This window comes from Apilactobacillus quenuiae, assembly GCF_002994005.1.
GTDB classification, from domain to species: Bacteria; Bacillota; Bacilli; order Lactobacillales; family Lactobacillaceae; genus Apilactobacillus; species Apilactobacillus quenuiae.
In genome coordinates, this window is sequence record NZ_POSN01000003.1 from 133,790 (window position 1) to 150,319 (window position 16,530).

The following is a 16,530-nucleotide window of genomic DNA, read 5'->3' on the forward strand; positions in this document are numbered from 1 at the left end:
ATAGCTTTAATAATATAATAAAATTATATCATATATCTTTAAATGTTAGTGCTCAAGTTATTAGCTACATTTAAATATTTAATAATATTTTCTGAATCATCATCACTTAGTTTTCCACCTATTTTTTCTGTACTTCCATAGTTTTTATTCAAATTACTGATATTCTTCATATCTAAATTATCCAAATTAAAATCATAAATATTAAAGTTTTCATTTATTCTATTAAAATGAACACTTTTACATAAAGAAACAATTCCAAGCTGAAATTCCCAACGTAAAATAATTTGAGCAATTGTCTTGTTATACTTTTTAGCAATCTTCTTTAATACTGAATTATGAAAAAGATTATTACTACCTTCAGCAAAAGGTGACCACGATTCTACTTGTACATCAAGGTTATTTAAATTATTAATACTATCATGTTCTTGTCGCCATGGATTGATTTCTATTTGATTAATTACTAGCTTCACTTTATTAAAAGCATCCAAATCAATTAAATTACGTGTTGTAAAATTAGAAACTACAATTGATAAGATTTTACCTTGTTTTTGAGCATCTTCCATTGCTCTCCATGCACCATAATAATCACCAAAGGGTTGATGTAATAATAATAAGTCTAAATAATCTGTATTCAAGCGTTTTAAAATATCATCAATAGATTTACTAGCTTTTTCGTATCCATAATGATTAACCCATAGTTTAGAAGTAATAAATAGTTCATCCTTTGAGACATAGGAATTATTTATTCCTATCCCAACTGCTTCTTCATTCCCATAAATTTCTGCTGTATCATCAATTAATCTGTAACCAGCGTTAATAGCTTGTGTAACTGAATCAACACATTTTTGTGTGTTTGGTATTCTAAAAGTTCCAAAACCATTAGCTGGAATTTGATTGCCATCATTTAATGTAAAATATTTCATAAACAAACACCCCAATCAAAATTATCAATTTTTAGAAATTTATTTTGTTCTACGCTTAAAGATGAATGAAAGTAATACTAATGAAAATACAAATGGTGTTGCTACTTTATAAATATCAATAAACGCTTTAGTAAACTGTGATTTAGTATGATTACTAATTCTAGTAGTGCTTAGATTAATTTTATTTTCAGTTTTTTGGATCTTATGTCCAACTTTTTCCTCAATTATTGGTTTAATTTTATTACGAAACTGAACTGGTACTTTTTCTAATGTTGAACTGACTATTAACTGTTTTTGATAATCAGATACTTTATATTTACTATCTTTATTATTTTTTTGATGTCTAATTCGATAAGAAACCTGATTCTTCATACTATTTGACTGTTTGGAGTTTAAATTCAAATTATCAATTTGAGTATATGCATATCTAATTGAACTATTTTTAGCGGTTGATACATTATTACTTAAAGCTGTAATAAATATCGATGCCGCTAAAGCAAAACCGACTAACCGCATAACTAAAATTACAGGTTGTGAAGAAGATAATAACTCTCCTTGAAAATCAGAAGCAGCAAGTGTTTGCATAGCCCCAGTAATAATCCCATAACCAGCTCCCAAAATTGCACAGGTTATTCCGACATGAAATTCATTATTCATATCTATATTCCAAAGCAAGATATATGATATTCCCATCGACAAAGCTGCTAATATAACAGCAATTTTCCCACCTAATTTATTTACTAGCATAGAAGAAATAGGTGAAAATAATACAATCATTGCTGAAGCGGGAGTAATTAATAATGCTGCTGTTAAATCACTTTTGTTTTGTAGACTAACAAAATAAGTAGGAAGTACTGTTAAAACTCCAACAAAGAAAACTGTTCCTAACAACATTGAAAGAGCAGCTCCATTAAATTTTCGATAAGTAAATAGTTTCATTGGAATCATTGGATAATCAATGTGTCTTTCATATACAATAAAAATAATTAGACCTACTGCACTTGTCAAAAATAATCCAATTATTCCAATGCTATTCCATCCCCATTTATTACCTTGTACCAATCCTAAAGTTAGCGAGAACAATATCAAGGCACTTAGGATACTACCAAAAATATCAATTTTATTATTAACAACTTTTTCTTTAAGATTTAAAGAAAATACTCCTAATAAAATAGTTATGATTGCTAGTGGAATATTAATAATGAAAACCCATCTCCAGTTAAATCTTTCAGACAAAGTTCCACCAATGGTAGGTCCAAGTGCTCCTGCTAATCCTTGAGTCATGCTGAGCAAAGCAATTACTACCGATCTTCCTTTTTCTGAAACAGAAGAAATTCCAATTACCATAGATAAAGGAAAAACAAATGCAACTCCTAGTGCTTGAATAGAACGACCCAAAATAATCATATTAACATCAGGTGCGAATGCTGCAACAATTGCCCCTGCTAAGAAAACAACAGTTCCACCTAAAAAGGATTTATTTACACCAATTCTTTGAGCTAATCGTCCAAATGGAATTGTTAATGCTGCAAATATAATAGTATAAGCATTTATTGCCCAAGTCATTGAGGATAGGTTTGTATGTAATCCCCTTTGAATTTCTGGCAAAACAACGTTCATGATGGTTTCATTAACTAAACACATAAACGTTCCAATACACATTGCTAAGATAATAGATATCCTTTTAAGTTTACTCATCAAATACACTCCTATTCCAAATATATAATTCATAAACGATTAATTATTTGTTATGTTTAAATTGTTTATGATATAAACAGTATATATTGTTTATACTTTTTAATCAATATATATTATATCTAGTGGCTAAATATTAATATAAATTCCACTAAAAATTTTCTAATTGATTTTTAATAATCATTAAGATATACTTGTAATTAATCAATCTTGAGGAGGTTATTATTATGTTTAACAAACAATTTCAATGTTGTATGAATAAAACTGATTTTAATGTCTTCAAGTGGATTATAATTTAAATTATTAATTTATTAAAAATACATGAGGATATTATAAATCAGCTTTTTTTGCTGTTTTATAATATCCTTTTTTGTTTAGATGGCCATCTGAATTTGTATTTTATTATTTAAGGGGAGCAATAATTTATGAAAAAATTTAGATTATCAATATTATCGACCAGTTTACTTTTACTAGCCTTAGTATTAGTCGGCTGTGGTAACAATAATGCTGAAAATAAAAAATCAATCAATTGGATGACCAGTGCATCACTTGAAAGTTTAGATCCATCTAAGGCCGTTGACGTTAATAGTGATCAAATTTTATTTAATGCTTTCAGAGGTTTAGTTACTCCTGATGGTGGCAATAAAGTTAAATTAGCGGTTGCCAAGGATTATAAAGTCTCAAAAGACGGTAAAACATATACATTTGATTTAAAGAAAACTAGTTGGAGCAATGGACGTGCCCTGACTGCTAAAGATTTTGAATATGCTATCAAACGTAGTGCCAACCCTAAAACAGCTTCACAAATGGCTTATTATATGGCCAACATTAGAAACTATAACGAAATTAAAAATAGTAAAAAGCCGCTTTCTTCATTAGGTGTAAAAGCACTTAATAACTATAAATTACAAATTCAGTTATCTAAACCACAGGCTGATTTTATAAATATTTTAACGTTACCAATCTTCTATCCACAATTAAAATCAGCAGTAGACAAATATGGTAGTGCATATGGAACCATGAGTAACAAGATTGTTTACAACGGTCCATTTAAAGTGACTAAATGGACTGGCAGTAATGATACTTGGAATTTAACTAAAAATAGATATTACTATGATAATGCCCAAACTAAGTTAAACAATATCAAATACTCAGTTATTAAAGATCCTTCAACTGCCTTAAATGAATATCAAAGTGGTAAATTAGATCAAACACTGTTATCTGGAAAACAACAATACAATAATTATAAGGATAATAAAGACTTTCATTTAAGAAAAACTTTTACTGTGAAATATCTATCACTAAACCAAATGAAGATTCCCGAGTTTTCCAATATTAAAATTAGAAAAGCACTTTCTTTAATTATCAATCGCAATCAATTAATTCATGATATTTTAGGTGACGGTTCAGTTGTTTCTCGCGGAATGGTCCCAGATACATTAGCTTATCATAATGGTAAAGACTTTAATGATTATGCTGGCGTTACTGATGATACTTCTACTAATGTCAATAAAGCAAAGCAATTATGGAAAGCTGGCATGAAAGAATTAGGTAAAAAGTCAATTAATGCTTCAATTATGAGTAGTAATGATGGAACTAATAAAAATGTCGCTGAATTCTTACAAAGTGAAATGGAAAAGCTCCCTGGCATGAAAATATCATTAGAATTATTACCATCGAATGTAGCTACTCCACGTTCACTTAAATCTCAATACCAAATTTCCATCTCTGGATGGGATCCATCAATTAGTGATCCAATTTCCCCATTAAATACTAAATATTCTACTAATCCAATTAACACTTCTAAATGGAAAAACAATGAATATGATAAATTAGTTGATCGTTCCAATGATCAAGATGCATTAAATCCGGCTAAACGTTGGGATGATTTAGTAAATGCACAAAAGATATTGCTAAATGATCAAGCAATTATTCCTTTATATCAAATTGGGCAACCTGAATTAATAAAAAGTAATATTCATGATGTTCGCTACTTAGGTAATGGCCCTGTTTGGGATTTTGCAAAAGCATATGTCAAATAAAAAATTATAGTTGATGTTTCACTTAAATTAAATATGTATTAATAATGAATGTTCTATCTATTAGAACATTCATTTTTATTTTATTATGTCTAATTTTTCTAAAACTGGATAGTGATACTTATAACCAAGATTAGTTTTTAAAGTACGATATGACTCTACTTTACAATGCAAGGATAGCTTTTCTTTTGGTAAATATTGATCTTTTAATTTAACGAAGTATAAATGATTATTATTATCAGAAACCGTAGCCTCTTTACTATTATTTCTAGAAAATTGTTGATCCACATGGACATTGTTTAAATCATAAGTCTTACCTACATAAAAATTATTTTTTGCTAAATCCTGATAAGTAATTTTATGATGGGCTTCTAAATGATTTGTTTTATGTAAATACTTTGGAATACTAATAATTGTCTGCATTACAAATAAAACCGTTAAACATAACAAAAAAATAAAAAATACTTTTTTATATTTGTTCACTCAATTCACCTCATTTTTCATGTTTAATATTAAACAATTTTTAATGAATATGTCAAAAAGCAATTTTGACTTAAATATAGTAAAATGGTAATAAATGTTTTATCAATATGTAAAAGGAATGGTTAATATAAATGAAAATCAGTAAAAAAATAACCAGTTTTTTCAATAAACATAGTCGCGCTTTAAAAAGTATATATATCATAGCAATTATTATTTTAGTTGCAATTGCCTTTAACTCCATTCGTAAACAAGTGGAATGGCATCAAGTGTTACATTCATTTGGTAGTTTAACAACAACTAAAATAGTTATGCTAATTGTATTAGGTTTACTATCAGTGGTTCCCATGGCCATCTATGACTATGAATATGTTAAACAAAGTCATAAGAAATTTAAACTATCAACAATTTTAGTCAATAGTTATGTAATTAATACTGTCACTAACCTAGCTGGTGGTGGTGGACTTATTGGTGGGAGTTTAAGAACTTATTTATTTGGTAAAGTCAAAGATGTTAAACAAACCATCGTACAAGTTTCTCAAATTGCTTTATTCACTCTTACTGGATTATCAATGAATGCAATCATTGTTATAATTATGCATTTTTTCTTCGATATTAAATTAAACTTTTTTTATTGGCTAGTGTTAATTGGATTTATTATCTATTTAATCACTTTAGTATTTTTCAGAGCTAAATCATTAAGTCGACATGATACAATTTTATTACTAACTGGATCATTTTTTGAATGGATTTGTTGTCTATCATTCTTTGTATCAATTGGTTTATTCTTAGATTATCATTTCAGTATTCCATCAATTTATGCATTAGTTGCGATTGCTGGAATGATTGGAATTATTAGCTTCATTCCTGGTGGATTGGGCAGTTTTGATTCAATTATGATTACCGGGATGCATATGAATGGATTAAATGTTAATCAAGCAATTACTTGGCTAATTATTTATCGAGTAACTTATTATATTTTGCCATTCTTAGTAGGAATTACATTATATTTTGCGAAGATTATTCATAATCAGTATATAAAAAAGGTCAGATCATAAGATCTGGCCTTTTTTTATTGATAATAGTGTTTTAGTGAATTTTTTTCGTCGGAGCCTAATTTATTCAAAAGTGTTGATCCAGTTTGCGCATTGTAAAACATCATTAATCCACGATCTTTTTGACTATATAAATCATCAAAGCCTAAAGCATGGCCTAATTCATGAATAATAATGTGATTTTTATTATTATCTGATAATTTTGATACATCAGAATATAGAAAGATATTACTATTAGAAATATAATTCATTTTAGTTCCATCTGAAAGAACGATTAGCGAGTTATAGTCAACATAATTATTAGTATCACCCAAGTTACCCTTAATATAGTAAGGGTTATCATTATCTTCTTTTGAAGTTAAATTACCATGCACATTAACTACCGCTGATGAATCATCTACAATTTTGAACTTAATTACACCTAATTTATTCCAAGTAGCAATAGCTGTTTGAAAATTAGCTATTAAACTAGGATTCCCATCATATCTTACATGAATGGTTCCATCATCATTAATTTTTTGTTTAATACTTAATCCAGTTTTGTAATCTTTTATAAAAGGTAAAACAGATGTGCTTGTGTTCTTATCATTAACTTTTCCCTTATAATTTCTATCATTAAATACCCTTTTAGTTGTTGATTGATGTTTAGAATTAGCTAGTACATTTTGAGTCGTAGTATATACTGGGGCAAAAAGTAAAAGCATAATGCTTAATAGTACTAATAATTTTTTCTTCATATATTCCTCCATTTTGCTAATAGTTACGATAACCATTTAATTATTAATATTCGGAATATATTACACTATCAAATTATATAGCACAAGACATTTTTGCAATAAAATACTTTTATTTCGATGTATTTATGTAAAAAAATAGAAGCTACCTTAAAGTAGTTTCTATTTTTTATATTATTTCATTGCTGGTAAGTGGATAGTAGTTTTACCATCATTAACTTGTAATAAAACTAATACCCAACGTTTAGCTAATGAAGAAATTTTGTTTAGATCTGAAAGCTTAAAATTCTTAAATTGTTTTGCAGCTTCACCAAACATCTTATTGCGTTCTTTAGCTGAAGTCATTTTATATTCAGGATTTGATTTCATTGATTTTTCAAATTCATTTCTGAATTGCTTTTTGCTCATTTTATCATTTAAAACTGCTAATAAAAATTCTTTAGTTTCTTTTCCAGATTTAGTTTTAGCATTATATTGTTTAACTGTTGGTAATAAGTCTTTCTTAAAAAAGCTACTAAAATTATAAATTTCATCAGCAAATGCTGTAGTATTATTGTGCTTAGCAACTTTAACTACATGTGACTTCTTTGCACTCGCATTAACATTACTAATATTTGCACTCAATGCAAGTGGTAATAATAATGAAACTACAGCTAGTACTTTAAATAATTTTGACTTAACACTCATATATAATCACCTCATAATTGATATATTTATAGATTAACACAAATAATCAAATTTTCGAATATATAACAATGTATTAACAAATTTTCTTATAATATTTTCAAAAATATTGATGCTATCACTACTGATGCAACCGACACAGTGGCAAAGCCTCCCACTAGCATTTTGGGCATGATATTACTTAGCAGATAGTGCTCTTCTTTTTTATTTTTAGTCATATTATGAGTAACTTCAGATGTCATAATATAATCAGCTGGAAATCCGAATAAAGCTGTTAGTGCACAAGCAAACGACATTTGCCATGACATCTTAAATGGCTTCGATAGAATAAATGAAGTAATAAACATCCCAAAGATTCCTAAAATAATTAGCACAAAGATTTCTCCAATTATGGACAACATACCTTGTGGAGTAGACAAACTAAGTTGCGAAAAAATGTATGCCATCAAACCATACATTAACCAATTAGCAATTCCCGCTTTATTTAGAATATTATCTTCAAGAAAACAAAATTGATGTGCTAAAACACCAAAAACTAAATAAATAACATTTACATTAATTACATTATGAATCAAAGTACTGAATAGTTGCGCAAATAATCCAACTAAGGACACTTTGGTAATTAAAAATGCTGAGGTTTTATAATCAGTTGAAATTTTAGACTTGATTGGCTGAATTTTAGGAATTGGCTTTGCAACATAACTATCATCTTTACTAAAATTTTTCAATAGTCGCTTACATTCTGATTTTAAAAGATAAGAAGTTAATGGATAACCAAAAATGGAATGTAAAACCAACATTGAAACTGGTAATGCTATAAATTGATCTAAACCTTGTGCTTTTAACCCATTAGTCATAATTAGTACTGAAACTAAGCCTCCTGATAATGGTGGAACTGAGGCGACTACTGAGTGCCAATTAAATAATAAATGACCAAAAAATAAAGTTAAAGTTATCGTACCAATCACTCCAAATAGTGCAATACACACTGCTTTCCACTGGTTTAATAATTGTTTCAAACTCATCAAAGTGCCTAAATGCACTAATATTAAAGCTAAACAAAGTCCCTCAAAATTAGTATCAAATGTAGCTGAACTGACAATATTTTTAGGTAAAAAAGTCCAAAAACCAATCACAAATAAAATTGCCGTTACAAATACTGATGGAATTAAAGAGCGGGTTATTTTGGAAACCCATTCACCAATCATTAAAAACAACATTACTATAAATATTGAAAACACATTTACCATAAATAACCCCCACCTTCAAACTAAAAAATATATAAAAAGCCCATGCAGTTTTTAATTACACTGCATGAGCTTTTTTCATGTATCTAAATAAAAAAATTCACACAGATAATTCGTTTAAAACGGAACTACTGTGTGAACAGGTTATTATAACAGCACGCATTAAAAAGTTGAGCATTAATAAATAATGCCAAAAATAAAAATTTATTATTGATTTATTAAAAATGCACACCATTATAATCCACTCCTATTTAAGTACATGTTTTATGTTATTTAAAATGATAAAACAATTAGAAAATAATTACAATAACATTTGTAAATTTAATTTAAGAAATAAAAAATAGCTACCTGAATTTTTTCAGATAGCTATTTTTATTGATTATATTAAGCAGCAGCTTTGTCAGCACTAATTACTACCTTACCATCTTGCATATCAGCATCTAAGTGCTTAATGTCTTCATGGTCTAAGTAGAAGTCAGTAATCTTATCTCTGATTTCTTGTTCAACAACTCGACGTAATGGACGAGCACCCATTGCTTCATCGTATCCTTGATCAATTAAGTAATCCTTAACCGGTTCAGATACCTTAACATCCATATTCTTCTTAGCCAATGTCTTGTTAACATCATTTAACATCAAGTTAATAATTTCTTTCAAATTATCTTTAGATAGATGTGAGAATTCAACAATTGCATTGAAACGGTTTAAGAATTCAGGACGGAAGTATGGAGCCAAACGATCCATTAACTTCTTATCTTTGTTATCGTCACCAGTAACACTTTCATTACCGAATCCAGCATTAGAAGTAGCGATTACAACAGTATTCTTAAAGTTAACAACGTTACCTTGACCATCAGTTAAACGACCATCATCTAAGACTTGTAGTAACAATGTTAATACTTGTGGGTTAGCCTTTTCAATTTCATCTAGTAAAACAATTGAATAAGGATTACGACGTACTTTTTCAGTTAAAGTATTGTTATTGTCGTTGTATCCAACGTAACCAGCAGATGCACCAATTAACTTAGATACAGCAGTTGGATCAGAATATTCAGACATATCTAATCTGATAATATTATCTTTATTACCAAACATGTCTAAAGCTAATTGTTTTGCCAATTCAGTTTTACCAACTCCAGTTGGTCCAACAAATAGGAAGGAACCAATTGGACGATTACCTTCATCAAAACCAGCACGGTTACGACGAATAGCACGAGAAACAGCAGCAACAGCTTCATCTTGACCAATAACCTTACCCTTTAGACGACTGCCCATATTCTTCAAGTGTTCAATATCATTATTGCTCATCTTAGCAACTGGAACTCCAGTTAACCTTTCAACTGATTGAGCAACATCATTAATAGTTGCGGTAACCTTCTTAGCATCACTCTTGTTGTCTAATTGTTTGTTCAATTTATCAATTTCATTTTTGTGATTCAAAGCAGCTTCATAATCTTCTTTATCTGCAGCAGCTTGTTGTGCTTTCTTTTCAGTTTCAATTTGGTCTTCTACTTGTTTCTGATCTAAAACTGGATGTTGAGCTGCCAAATGTGCTGCAGTCATATCAACTAAATCAATAGCTTTGTCAGGTAAACTACGTTGTGGAATATATTGAACTGAATAATCAACAGCAGCTTTCAATACATCATCGGGTAATACTACATTGTGATGTGTTTCGTAAAGCTTACGGACACCCTTCAAGATAGCTAATGTCGTTTCGGCTGAAGGAGCGTTGATTTTTACTTCATTAAAACGACGTGACAATGCAGCATCTTTCATAATAGTATTGCGATATTCATCTTGAGTAGTAGCACCGATAACGGTAAAGTCTCCACGAGATAATGCTGGTTTAATAATATCAGCTAATCCCTTAGAACCACTTTCATCACCGGAATTACCAGCACCTAAAATTTGATGAATTTCATCAAAGAATAGGATTACATTTTTCTTTGCTTTTACTTCTTTAATTAAGTTTTGAATATTTTCTTCAAAACTACCACGGTATTGAGTCCCAGCTTCAAGCCCAGAAATATCAATACTGATAATTTCCTTGTTCTTGATTGCTGCTGGAACATCACCCTTAGCAATTGCTTGAGCTAAGCCCTCAACAACAGCAGTTTTACCAACACCAGCATCACCAACTAGTACTGGATTATTTTTAATTCTTCTTGATAATACTTCAGCAGCTTCTTGAATTTCTTTATCTCTACCAATAACAGGATCTAATTTCCCATCACGAGCTTCTTTAGTTAAGTTACGACCTAACTTATCAAGAATGCTCTTACCATTATTACCTTGCTTTTGTTGTGGATTCATCTGACCATTTTGTAATTGACCAGATTTTCTTAATTGTTCTAATTGCTCTGGGGTGACCTCCTGACCGTTAACCATGTAGCGACGTTGTGGGTTTGAACTCCCAGTATCACCTAAGAATTGATTGAAAATTTTATCAAAATCATCATTGAATGGATTGAATGGATCTCTAGCCATAGTACATCCCTCGCTTTTCTTTATTATTTAGTTTTATTAATGGAGAAAGTTTCTTTATTTATTCATTCCCTTTCTTCATTACAACTATACTATAGCACCTATTTTACATAATACAAGTAATTTGTTGACCTTTTTTGACCTTTAAATTAAAAGAGTTCCTCTATCCCTTTAATAGCAATGATTATCAAGGGCAAATTTTTTCAAAAAAGTTTGAATATGTAAACAATAATAACATTAGATCTTAAAAAACAGTTTTTATAATAGATAAAATATACTTTTAAATCATTTTCTGTTATCATATTTAATATACAATGTTATAAAACATTACATATTAAAGGAGATTATGCAAATGAAAAGACATACACTAGCGGTTCGTTGCATCTTAGCAATAACCTGTGGCCTTATCATTGCGTTAAGTTTATTTGCAGTGCCTGCTAAATCACAGGCTGCTGAAAAAACTTATGAAATTGGTACGGATGTTACTTTTCCACCATTTGAATACGCAAATGATAATAATAAATATGTAGGAATTGATATGGATTTGATTAGATCCATTGCCAAAGACCAGCATTTTAATGTTGATATTAAACCATTAGGTTTTAATGCTGCAATTCAAGCCGTGCAGGCGGGCCAAGCTGATGGAGTGTTAGCTGGAATGTCAGTTACTCCTGAGCGTAAAGGTACCTTCGACTTTTCAAATCCATACTATAATTCTGGAGTTGTAATGGGGGTTGCTCAAAATAATAACAGTACTAAGGGTCTTAATGACTTAAAAGGTAAAACCGTTGCCGTTAAAACTGGTACTACTGGTGCTCAATATGCACAATCAATTCAAAAGAAATATGGATTTAAGATTTCTACTTTTGATGATTCTAATAATGTTTATGAAGATGTTATGACTGGAAACTCAGTCGCATGTTTTGATGATCAACCGGTCCTTAAATATGGTATTAATCAAGGAACTCAATTGAAAATTGTTACTAAACCAGCTGCTGGTACCCCAGTTGGTTTTGGAGTTAAGAAGGGGCAAAATAAAGAATTATTAAATAAGTTCAATGCCGGTTTAGCTAATTTAAAGAAAAATGGTCAATACAAAAAGATTATTGATAAGTATTTAAATGCTAAAAAGAATACTAGTGATAATCATTCATTCTTTGGTATTCTAAAACAAAATCGTGTCTTCTTATGGCAAGGATTCTTACAAACATTATGGTTAACGATTGTTTCAATTGTCTTTGCTACTATTATTGGAGTTTTCTTTGGATTACTAGGTGTGCTTCCTATGAAGTTTTTCCAAGGACTATCCACTACTTTCATTTATGTATTTAGAGGACTTCCACTAATTGTTTTGGCATTATTTATTTACACTGGAATTCCTACATTAATTGGAACTAAGATTCCTGCATTCACTGCTGGAGTAATTACATTAATGTTAGATGAAGGTGCTTATATTGCAGCTTTCGTTAAGGGTGGAATTCAATCTGTTGAAAAAGGTCAAATGGAAGCTGCCCGTAGTTTAGGATTACCATTTGGTAAAGCTATGCGTAAGGTTGTCTTACCTCAAGGAATTAAACTAATTGTGCCATCCTTCATTAACCAGTTCATCATTACATTGAAGGATACTTCAATCCTTTCAGTAATTGGAATCATTGAACTTACACAAACTGGTAAAATTATCATTGCTAGAAACTTAGAAGGTTTCAAAGTATGGGCAATGGTCGCATTGATTTACCTAATTGTAATCACCCTACTTACTTGGCTTTCTAATTGGGGTAAAAGGAGGACTAAAATTTGAGTAAAATAAAAGTAACTGACCTATATAAACAATATGGCGATAACCATGTATTAAAGGGCGTTAACCTAGAAGTTAAAGATAACGAAGTGGTTGTAGTTATTGGTCCTTCTGGTTCTGGTAAAAGTACCCTTTTGCGTTCACTAAACAAATTAGAAGAACCTACCTCTGGATCCATTATTATTCATGGAGAAGATATTGCTAAAAAAGATGCCAATATCGATAAAATTCGTGAACAAATTGGGATGGTGTTCCAACACTTTAACCTATTTCATAATTTGGATGTTGGTAAAAATATCATGTTAGCCCCCGTAGAACTGGGTAAATTAAATAAGGCTGATGCGGAAAAACAAGCTAAAAAACTGCTTAAAGTTGTGGGCCTAGAAAACAAATTCAATGCTTCTGTTGATTCATTATCTGGTGGTCAACAACAACGTATCGCAATCGCACGTGCTTTAGCTATGAATCCTGATATTATGCTATTTGACGAACCAACTTCAGCATTAGATCCCGAAATGGTTGGTGATGTGCTTCAAGTTATGAAGAACTTAGCTAAAGAAGGAATGACCATGGTCGTGGTTACCCATGAAATGGGCTTTGCGAAAGAAGTTGCTGACCGTGTTGTCTTTGTTGATAAAGGTAAAATCATGGAAGAAGGTACTCCTGACGATATCTTCAACCATCCAAAGAATAAACGTCTACAAGACTTCCTATCTAAGGTTTTAGCAGTTTAATTAATTGATAAATCAAAAAGAGTTCGATAATTTTATTATCGAACTCTTTTTTTGCGTGTATATTGGATTATTTAGAATTATGTTTATTCTTTAAGTATAGCTTAATAATAATTATTATTAATATTAGAATTATCAATAATGCTGCTAATAATAGCCATAACCATGTATAATCAGCATGCACACCAGTAGCTTCTTTATTTGCATGATAAGCTTTAGCAAAACTCATATGGAAATCTTTTACATATTTCCAATGATGTTTTCCCCAATCAACCTTACCTACATATACATAATCACCTGATTTAAAAGCTTGATTATTAGTAGGTACTAAGAACTTGAAACTACTGTTAGGAGCAATTGAAGCATTCCTATTAATGTTTGTATACAATGGTTTTTCATGGTTATCATAACCATTTTTACTGTAAATAGCTCCTGACATCTTAACACTAGTCATTAAATTGGGCTGATTATTACGAAAGCGTCCATAGAAACTATTGCTTCCATTAATAAGCTTTCCCCCAGCTTTTAATAATTTAAGATTAGGCTGTGCATCCACATTTTCACTGATTAAAACTGGCAAAGCATAAGAATAAGCATTATGGATAGTTAATTTTCCTTTAGTATTACCATTTTTATCTGGATCATTAGTAAAAGTTAAGCTTCCCAATATCTTACCAGGAAAAGTAACAGCTGGCGCCTTTACATTAAAAGATGTTATTACAGATTGATTAGCTGGAATATGAAGATTCTTTTTATTATCTGTAACTAGCTTACTAAAAGGATACTTCATACTAGTATCAAATGTTTTAGCATTATTTTCACCATAATTAATATTAGCATTATCACTAGTAAGTGCCGTATTAGCACTAGCATGAATAGTAATATCATGATCACTAGAATTCTTAACCGCTGCCTTTAATTGATACGTTTGATTAGGCTTAGACTTCAAATCATAATATGCAGATTGCTTTTTATTCTGCCCGGTAGAAAAAACAGGGCTGACAGAAAAATCAACGCCTGCTGCTTTAACATTTGAACCATTTAGGTTCACTAAAAAAATAATAGTAAATGCTAAAAATAATCCAATCAAAGTATTTTTAATTATTTTCATTATTTACCTGAATTTTGAACACCATCACCAGATAAAGTCCATGTTAGTGTTGTGTTATAATTTGCTGTACTACCGATACTTTGAGGAAGATTTGAATTATTAGGTATTGAAATAGAATTATTAGTTAGAGAAACATCATTTGCTCTATTGTTCATTCCTTGTTCTTTCGTTAAACCATTATCAATTACTGTGACATTAGTTCCTGAACCTAAAGTTAAAGAGGAGCCATTCAAATTCATAGCAACATTATCAACAGTGCTATCATCTTTAGAATCATTAGAACCTGACGACATCTTTAGTTTTGAACCTAGTACACTTATTTTATATCCTATTTGATTTCTACCAGTAGGGTTATTAAGAGCAATAGTCATATCAGATAAATTAGCACCACGTCCCTTAGATAAATCAATGCTACTATTATTGGGAAGTGATGGAACATTTTCAAATGACATAGGATGAGTTGTAATACTATTATTGACAGTCGATCCTAATTTTGTTCCATTAGAGGTATCAGTAGGAGCAGTAGGATTACCAGTAGGAGCAGCATTAGCACTCAATCCAGTAGCACCCATCGTTAAACCTAATGACATCAAAGTCACTGCAGATAAACTTAATAAATTTCTAAACTTCATAAAAAATCCTCCAATTAAAATTAAATTTTAAAAGGTAATTGAATTTATGAATAATAAGAATACATTTCAATATCATTAATAAATTCAATTAAGATTTAACTATTACTATTATAAATCTTTTTAGTTTTATTTTATAATTACATAATTAATGAATTATGTAACATTAGAAATATTTTTATTATAATTTAATAATATTTTCAATGATAACGGCTTTTGTAAGCGCTTTTTTAATTTTGAATATATTAAATAATTTTTTACTATAAATTTAATAATATTTTTTCTAATTTTTATATCTATAATCGTTTATTGCTGATATAATGCCCTGTCGTCTAATTGTCATGGACATGTCGCGTTAGTGTCGTTTACACAAACAGTATTAATAATATAATTATAAGTATGAATAAAACATTAATACCTGAACTAAGAAAGCAACATGGATGGACTCAGGAACATCTAGCTAGTAAATGTGGGTTAAGTGTTAGAACGATTCAAAGACTCGAAAAAGGAGACGATGCAAGTTTAGAATCTTTAAGATTAGTTGCTCAAGCACTAAATGTTAAAGTTGGAGATTTATTTGAATCTGTATCTGATACGCAAAAAGGTCGTGATATTATGGAAATGAATAGTGATCAAACTAATCAAATTAAAAAGAGAAAAGAAGAATTTGATTTAATAAATAAAACAATAAAAATGACATACATTTTTTTAATGCTCATATGTGCATACCTTATATCTAGTTCAAAATATGTAAGTATCCTAGGTATGATATGGGCATTTTCATGGATAATTGGTTTTTATATTATAAGATTAATTAAAATACATTGGTTAGAACCATATTTAGATAAAAAATATCCATTAACTAAAAATCTTCATTAACATCGAAAAAGGAATCCATCCTTAAAAGATAGATTCCTTTT

The 16,530-nt window shown here is 29.8% G+C and carries 14 protein-coding genes; 5 read left to right on the forward strand and 9 right to left on the reverse strand.

What is annotated here, in order from left to right; all coding sequences use genetic code 11:
• Nucleotides 1–38: 38 nt before the first annotated feature.
• Nucleotides 39–923 (reverse strand): aldo/keto reductase, encoded by an 885-nt coding sequence (locus C7N44_RS04790; protein ID WP_105956775.1) that lies wholly within the window; start codon nucleotides 921–923, stop codon nucleotides 39–41.
• A 39-nt stretch (nucleotides 924–962) separates the two neighbouring features.
• Entirely contained in the window at nucleotides 963–2,621 is a 1,659-nt protein-coding gene (locus C7N44_RS04795) for an MFS transporter (protein WP_157945047.1), read from the reverse strand.
• 422 nt (nucleotides 2,622–3,043) lie between these two features.
• On the opposite strand from C7N44_RS04795, the gene C7N44_RS04800 reads away from it, so the two are divergent.
• Entirely contained in the window at nucleotides 3,044–4,660 is a 1,617-nt protein-coding gene (locus C7N44_RS04800) for a peptide ABC transporter substrate-binding protein (RefSeq protein ID WP_105956777.1), read from the forward strand.
• Nucleotides 4,661–4,735: 75 nt separating this feature from the next.
• On the opposite strand, the gene C7N44_RS04805 is transcribed toward C7N44_RS04800, so the two are convergent.
• Entirely contained in the window at nucleotides 4,736–5,140 is a 405-nt protein-coding gene (locus C7N44_RS04805; protein ID WP_105956778.1) for a hypothetical protein, read from the reverse strand.
• Between the two features lie 131 nt (nucleotides 5,141–5,271).
• Here C7N44_RS04805 and C7N44_RS04810 point away from each other — a divergent pair, with 131 nt between their 5' ends.
• Complete coding sequence (locus tag C7N44_RS04810; protein ID WP_105956779.1) at nucleotides 5,272–6,195, forward strand: lysylphosphatidylglycerol synthase domain-containing protein; 924 nt, start codon at nucleotides 5,272–5,274, stop codon at nucleotides 6,193–6,195.
• Nucleotides 6,196–6,209: 14 nt separating this feature from the next.
• Here C7N44_RS04810 and C7N44_RS04815 read toward each other — a convergent pair whose 3' ends face one another.
• The 4 genes from C7N44_RS04815 to C7N44_RS04830 all read right to left on the reverse strand — a co-directional run bounded on the left by C7N44_RS04815 (nucleotide 6,210) and on the right by C7N44_RS04830 (nucleotide 11,347).
• A complete protein-coding gene (locus C7N44_RS04815) occupies nucleotides 6,210–6,929 on the reverse strand; it encodes a zinc metalloprotease (RefSeq protein WP_105956780.1) in 720 nt (239 codons plus the stop codon).
• Nucleotides 6,930–7,100: 171 nt separating this feature from the next.
• A complete protein-coding gene (locus C7N44_RS04820) occupies nucleotides 7,101–7,613 on the reverse strand; it encodes a hypothetical protein (protein WP_105956781.1) in 513 nt (170 codons plus the stop codon).
• An 86-nt stretch (nucleotides 7,614–7,699) separates the two neighbouring features.
• Entirely contained in the window at nucleotides 7,700–8,860 is a 1,161-nt protein-coding gene (locus tag C7N44_RS04825) for a hypothetical protein (protein ID WP_105956782.1), read from the reverse strand.
• Between the two features lie 381 nt (nucleotides 8,861–9,241).
• Complete coding sequence (locus C7N44_RS04830; protein WP_105956783.1) at nucleotides 9,242–11,347, reverse strand: AAA family ATPase; 2,106 nt, start codon at nucleotides 11,345–11,347, stop codon at nucleotides 9,242–9,244.
• A 349-nt stretch (nucleotides 11,348–11,696) separates the two neighbouring features.
• Here C7N44_RS04830 and C7N44_RS04835 point away from each other — a divergent pair, with 349 nt between their 5' ends.
• Complete coding sequence (locus C7N44_RS04835) at nucleotides 11,697–13,142, forward strand: amino acid ABC transporter substrate-binding protein/permease (RefSeq protein WP_105956784.1); 1,446 nt, start codon at nucleotides 11,697–11,699, stop codon at nucleotides 13,140–13,142.
• Entirely contained in the window at nucleotides 13,139–13,873 is a 735-nt protein-coding gene (locus tag C7N44_RS04840; RefSeq protein WP_105956785.1) for an amino acid ABC transporter ATP-binding protein, read from the forward strand. Before C7N44_RS04835 ends, C7N44_RS04840 begins: the two co-directional genes overlap by 4 nt.
• A 67-nt stretch (nucleotides 13,874–13,940) precedes the next feature.
• On the opposite strand, the gene C7N44_RS04845 is transcribed toward C7N44_RS04840, so the two are convergent.
• Nucleotides 13,941–14,981: a DUF916 and DUF3324 domain-containing protein gene (locus C7N44_RS04845; RefSeq protein WP_105956786.1), complete on the reverse strand. Its 1,041-nt coding sequence runs from the start codon at nucleotides 14,979–14,981 to the stop codon at nucleotides 13,941–13,943.
• Nucleotides 14,981–15,613, reverse strand: coding sequence for a hypothetical protein (locus C7N44_RS04850; protein ID WP_105956787.1), 633 nt, complete (start codon nucleotides 15,611–15,613; stop codon nucleotides 14,981–14,983). The genes C7N44_RS04845 and C7N44_RS04850 overlap by 1 nt, the downstream gene beginning before the upstream one ends.
• A gap of 396 nt (nucleotides 15,614–16,009) precedes the next feature.
• Here C7N44_RS04850 and C7N44_RS04855 point away from each other — a divergent pair, with 396 nt between their 5' ends.
• Nucleotides 16,010–16,489: a helix-turn-helix domain-containing protein gene (locus tag C7N44_RS04855; RefSeq protein WP_105956788.1), complete on the forward strand. Its 480-nt coding sequence runs from the start codon at nucleotides 16,010–16,012 to the stop codon at nucleotides 16,487–16,489.
• Nucleotides 16,490–16,530 lie beyond the last annotated feature (41 nt).

Bases quoted from the DNA above. Each gene is read 5' to 3' on its own strand.
- C7N44_RS04790 (WP_105956775.1), bottom strand. From the start codon at position 923: ATGAAATATTTTACATTAAATGATGGCAATCAAATTCCAGCTAATGGT.
- C7N44_RS04815 (WP_105956780.1), bottom strand. From the start codon at position 6,929: ATGAAGAAAAAATTATTAGTACTATTAAGCATTATGCTTTTACTTTTT.
- C7N44_RS04850 (WP_105956787.1), bottom strand. From the start codon at position 15,613: ATGAAGTTTAGAAATTTATTAAGTTTATCTGCAGTGACTTTGATGTCA.
- C7N44_RS04795 (WP_157945047.1), bottom strand. From the start codon at position 2,621: ATGAGTAAACTTAAAAGGATATCTATTATCTTAGCAATGTGTATTGGA.
- C7N44_RS04845 (WP_105956786.1), bottom strand. From the start codon at position 14,981: ATGAAAATAATTAAAAATACTTTGATTGGATTATTTTTAGCATTTACT.
- C7N44_RS04825 (WP_105956782.1), bottom strand. From the start codon at position 8,860: ATGGTAAATGTGTTTTCAATATTTATAGTAATGTTGTTTTTAATGATT.
- C7N44_RS04830 (WP_105956783.1), bottom strand. From the start codon at position 11,347: ATGGCTAGAGATCCATTCAATCCATTCAATGATGATTTTGATAAAATT.
- C7N44_RS04810 (WP_105956779.1), top strand. From the start codon at position 5,272: ATGAAAATCAGTAAAAAAATAACCAGTTTTTTCAATAAACATAGTCGC.
- C7N44_RS04800 (WP_105956777.1), top strand. From the start codon at position 3,044: ATGAAAAAATTTAGATTATCAATATTATCGACCAGTTTACTTTTACTA.
- C7N44_RS04855 (WP_105956788.1), top strand. From the start codon at position 16,010: ATGAATAAAACATTAATACCTGAACTAAGAAAGCAACATGGATGGACT.
- C7N44_RS04820 (WP_105956781.1), bottom strand. From the start codon at position 7,613: ATGAGTGTTAAGTCAAAATTATTTAAAGTACTAGCTGTAGTTTCATTA.
- C7N44_RS04835 (WP_105956784.1), top strand. From the start codon at position 11,697: ATGAAAAGACATACACTAGCGGTTCGTTGCATCTTAGCAATAACCTGT.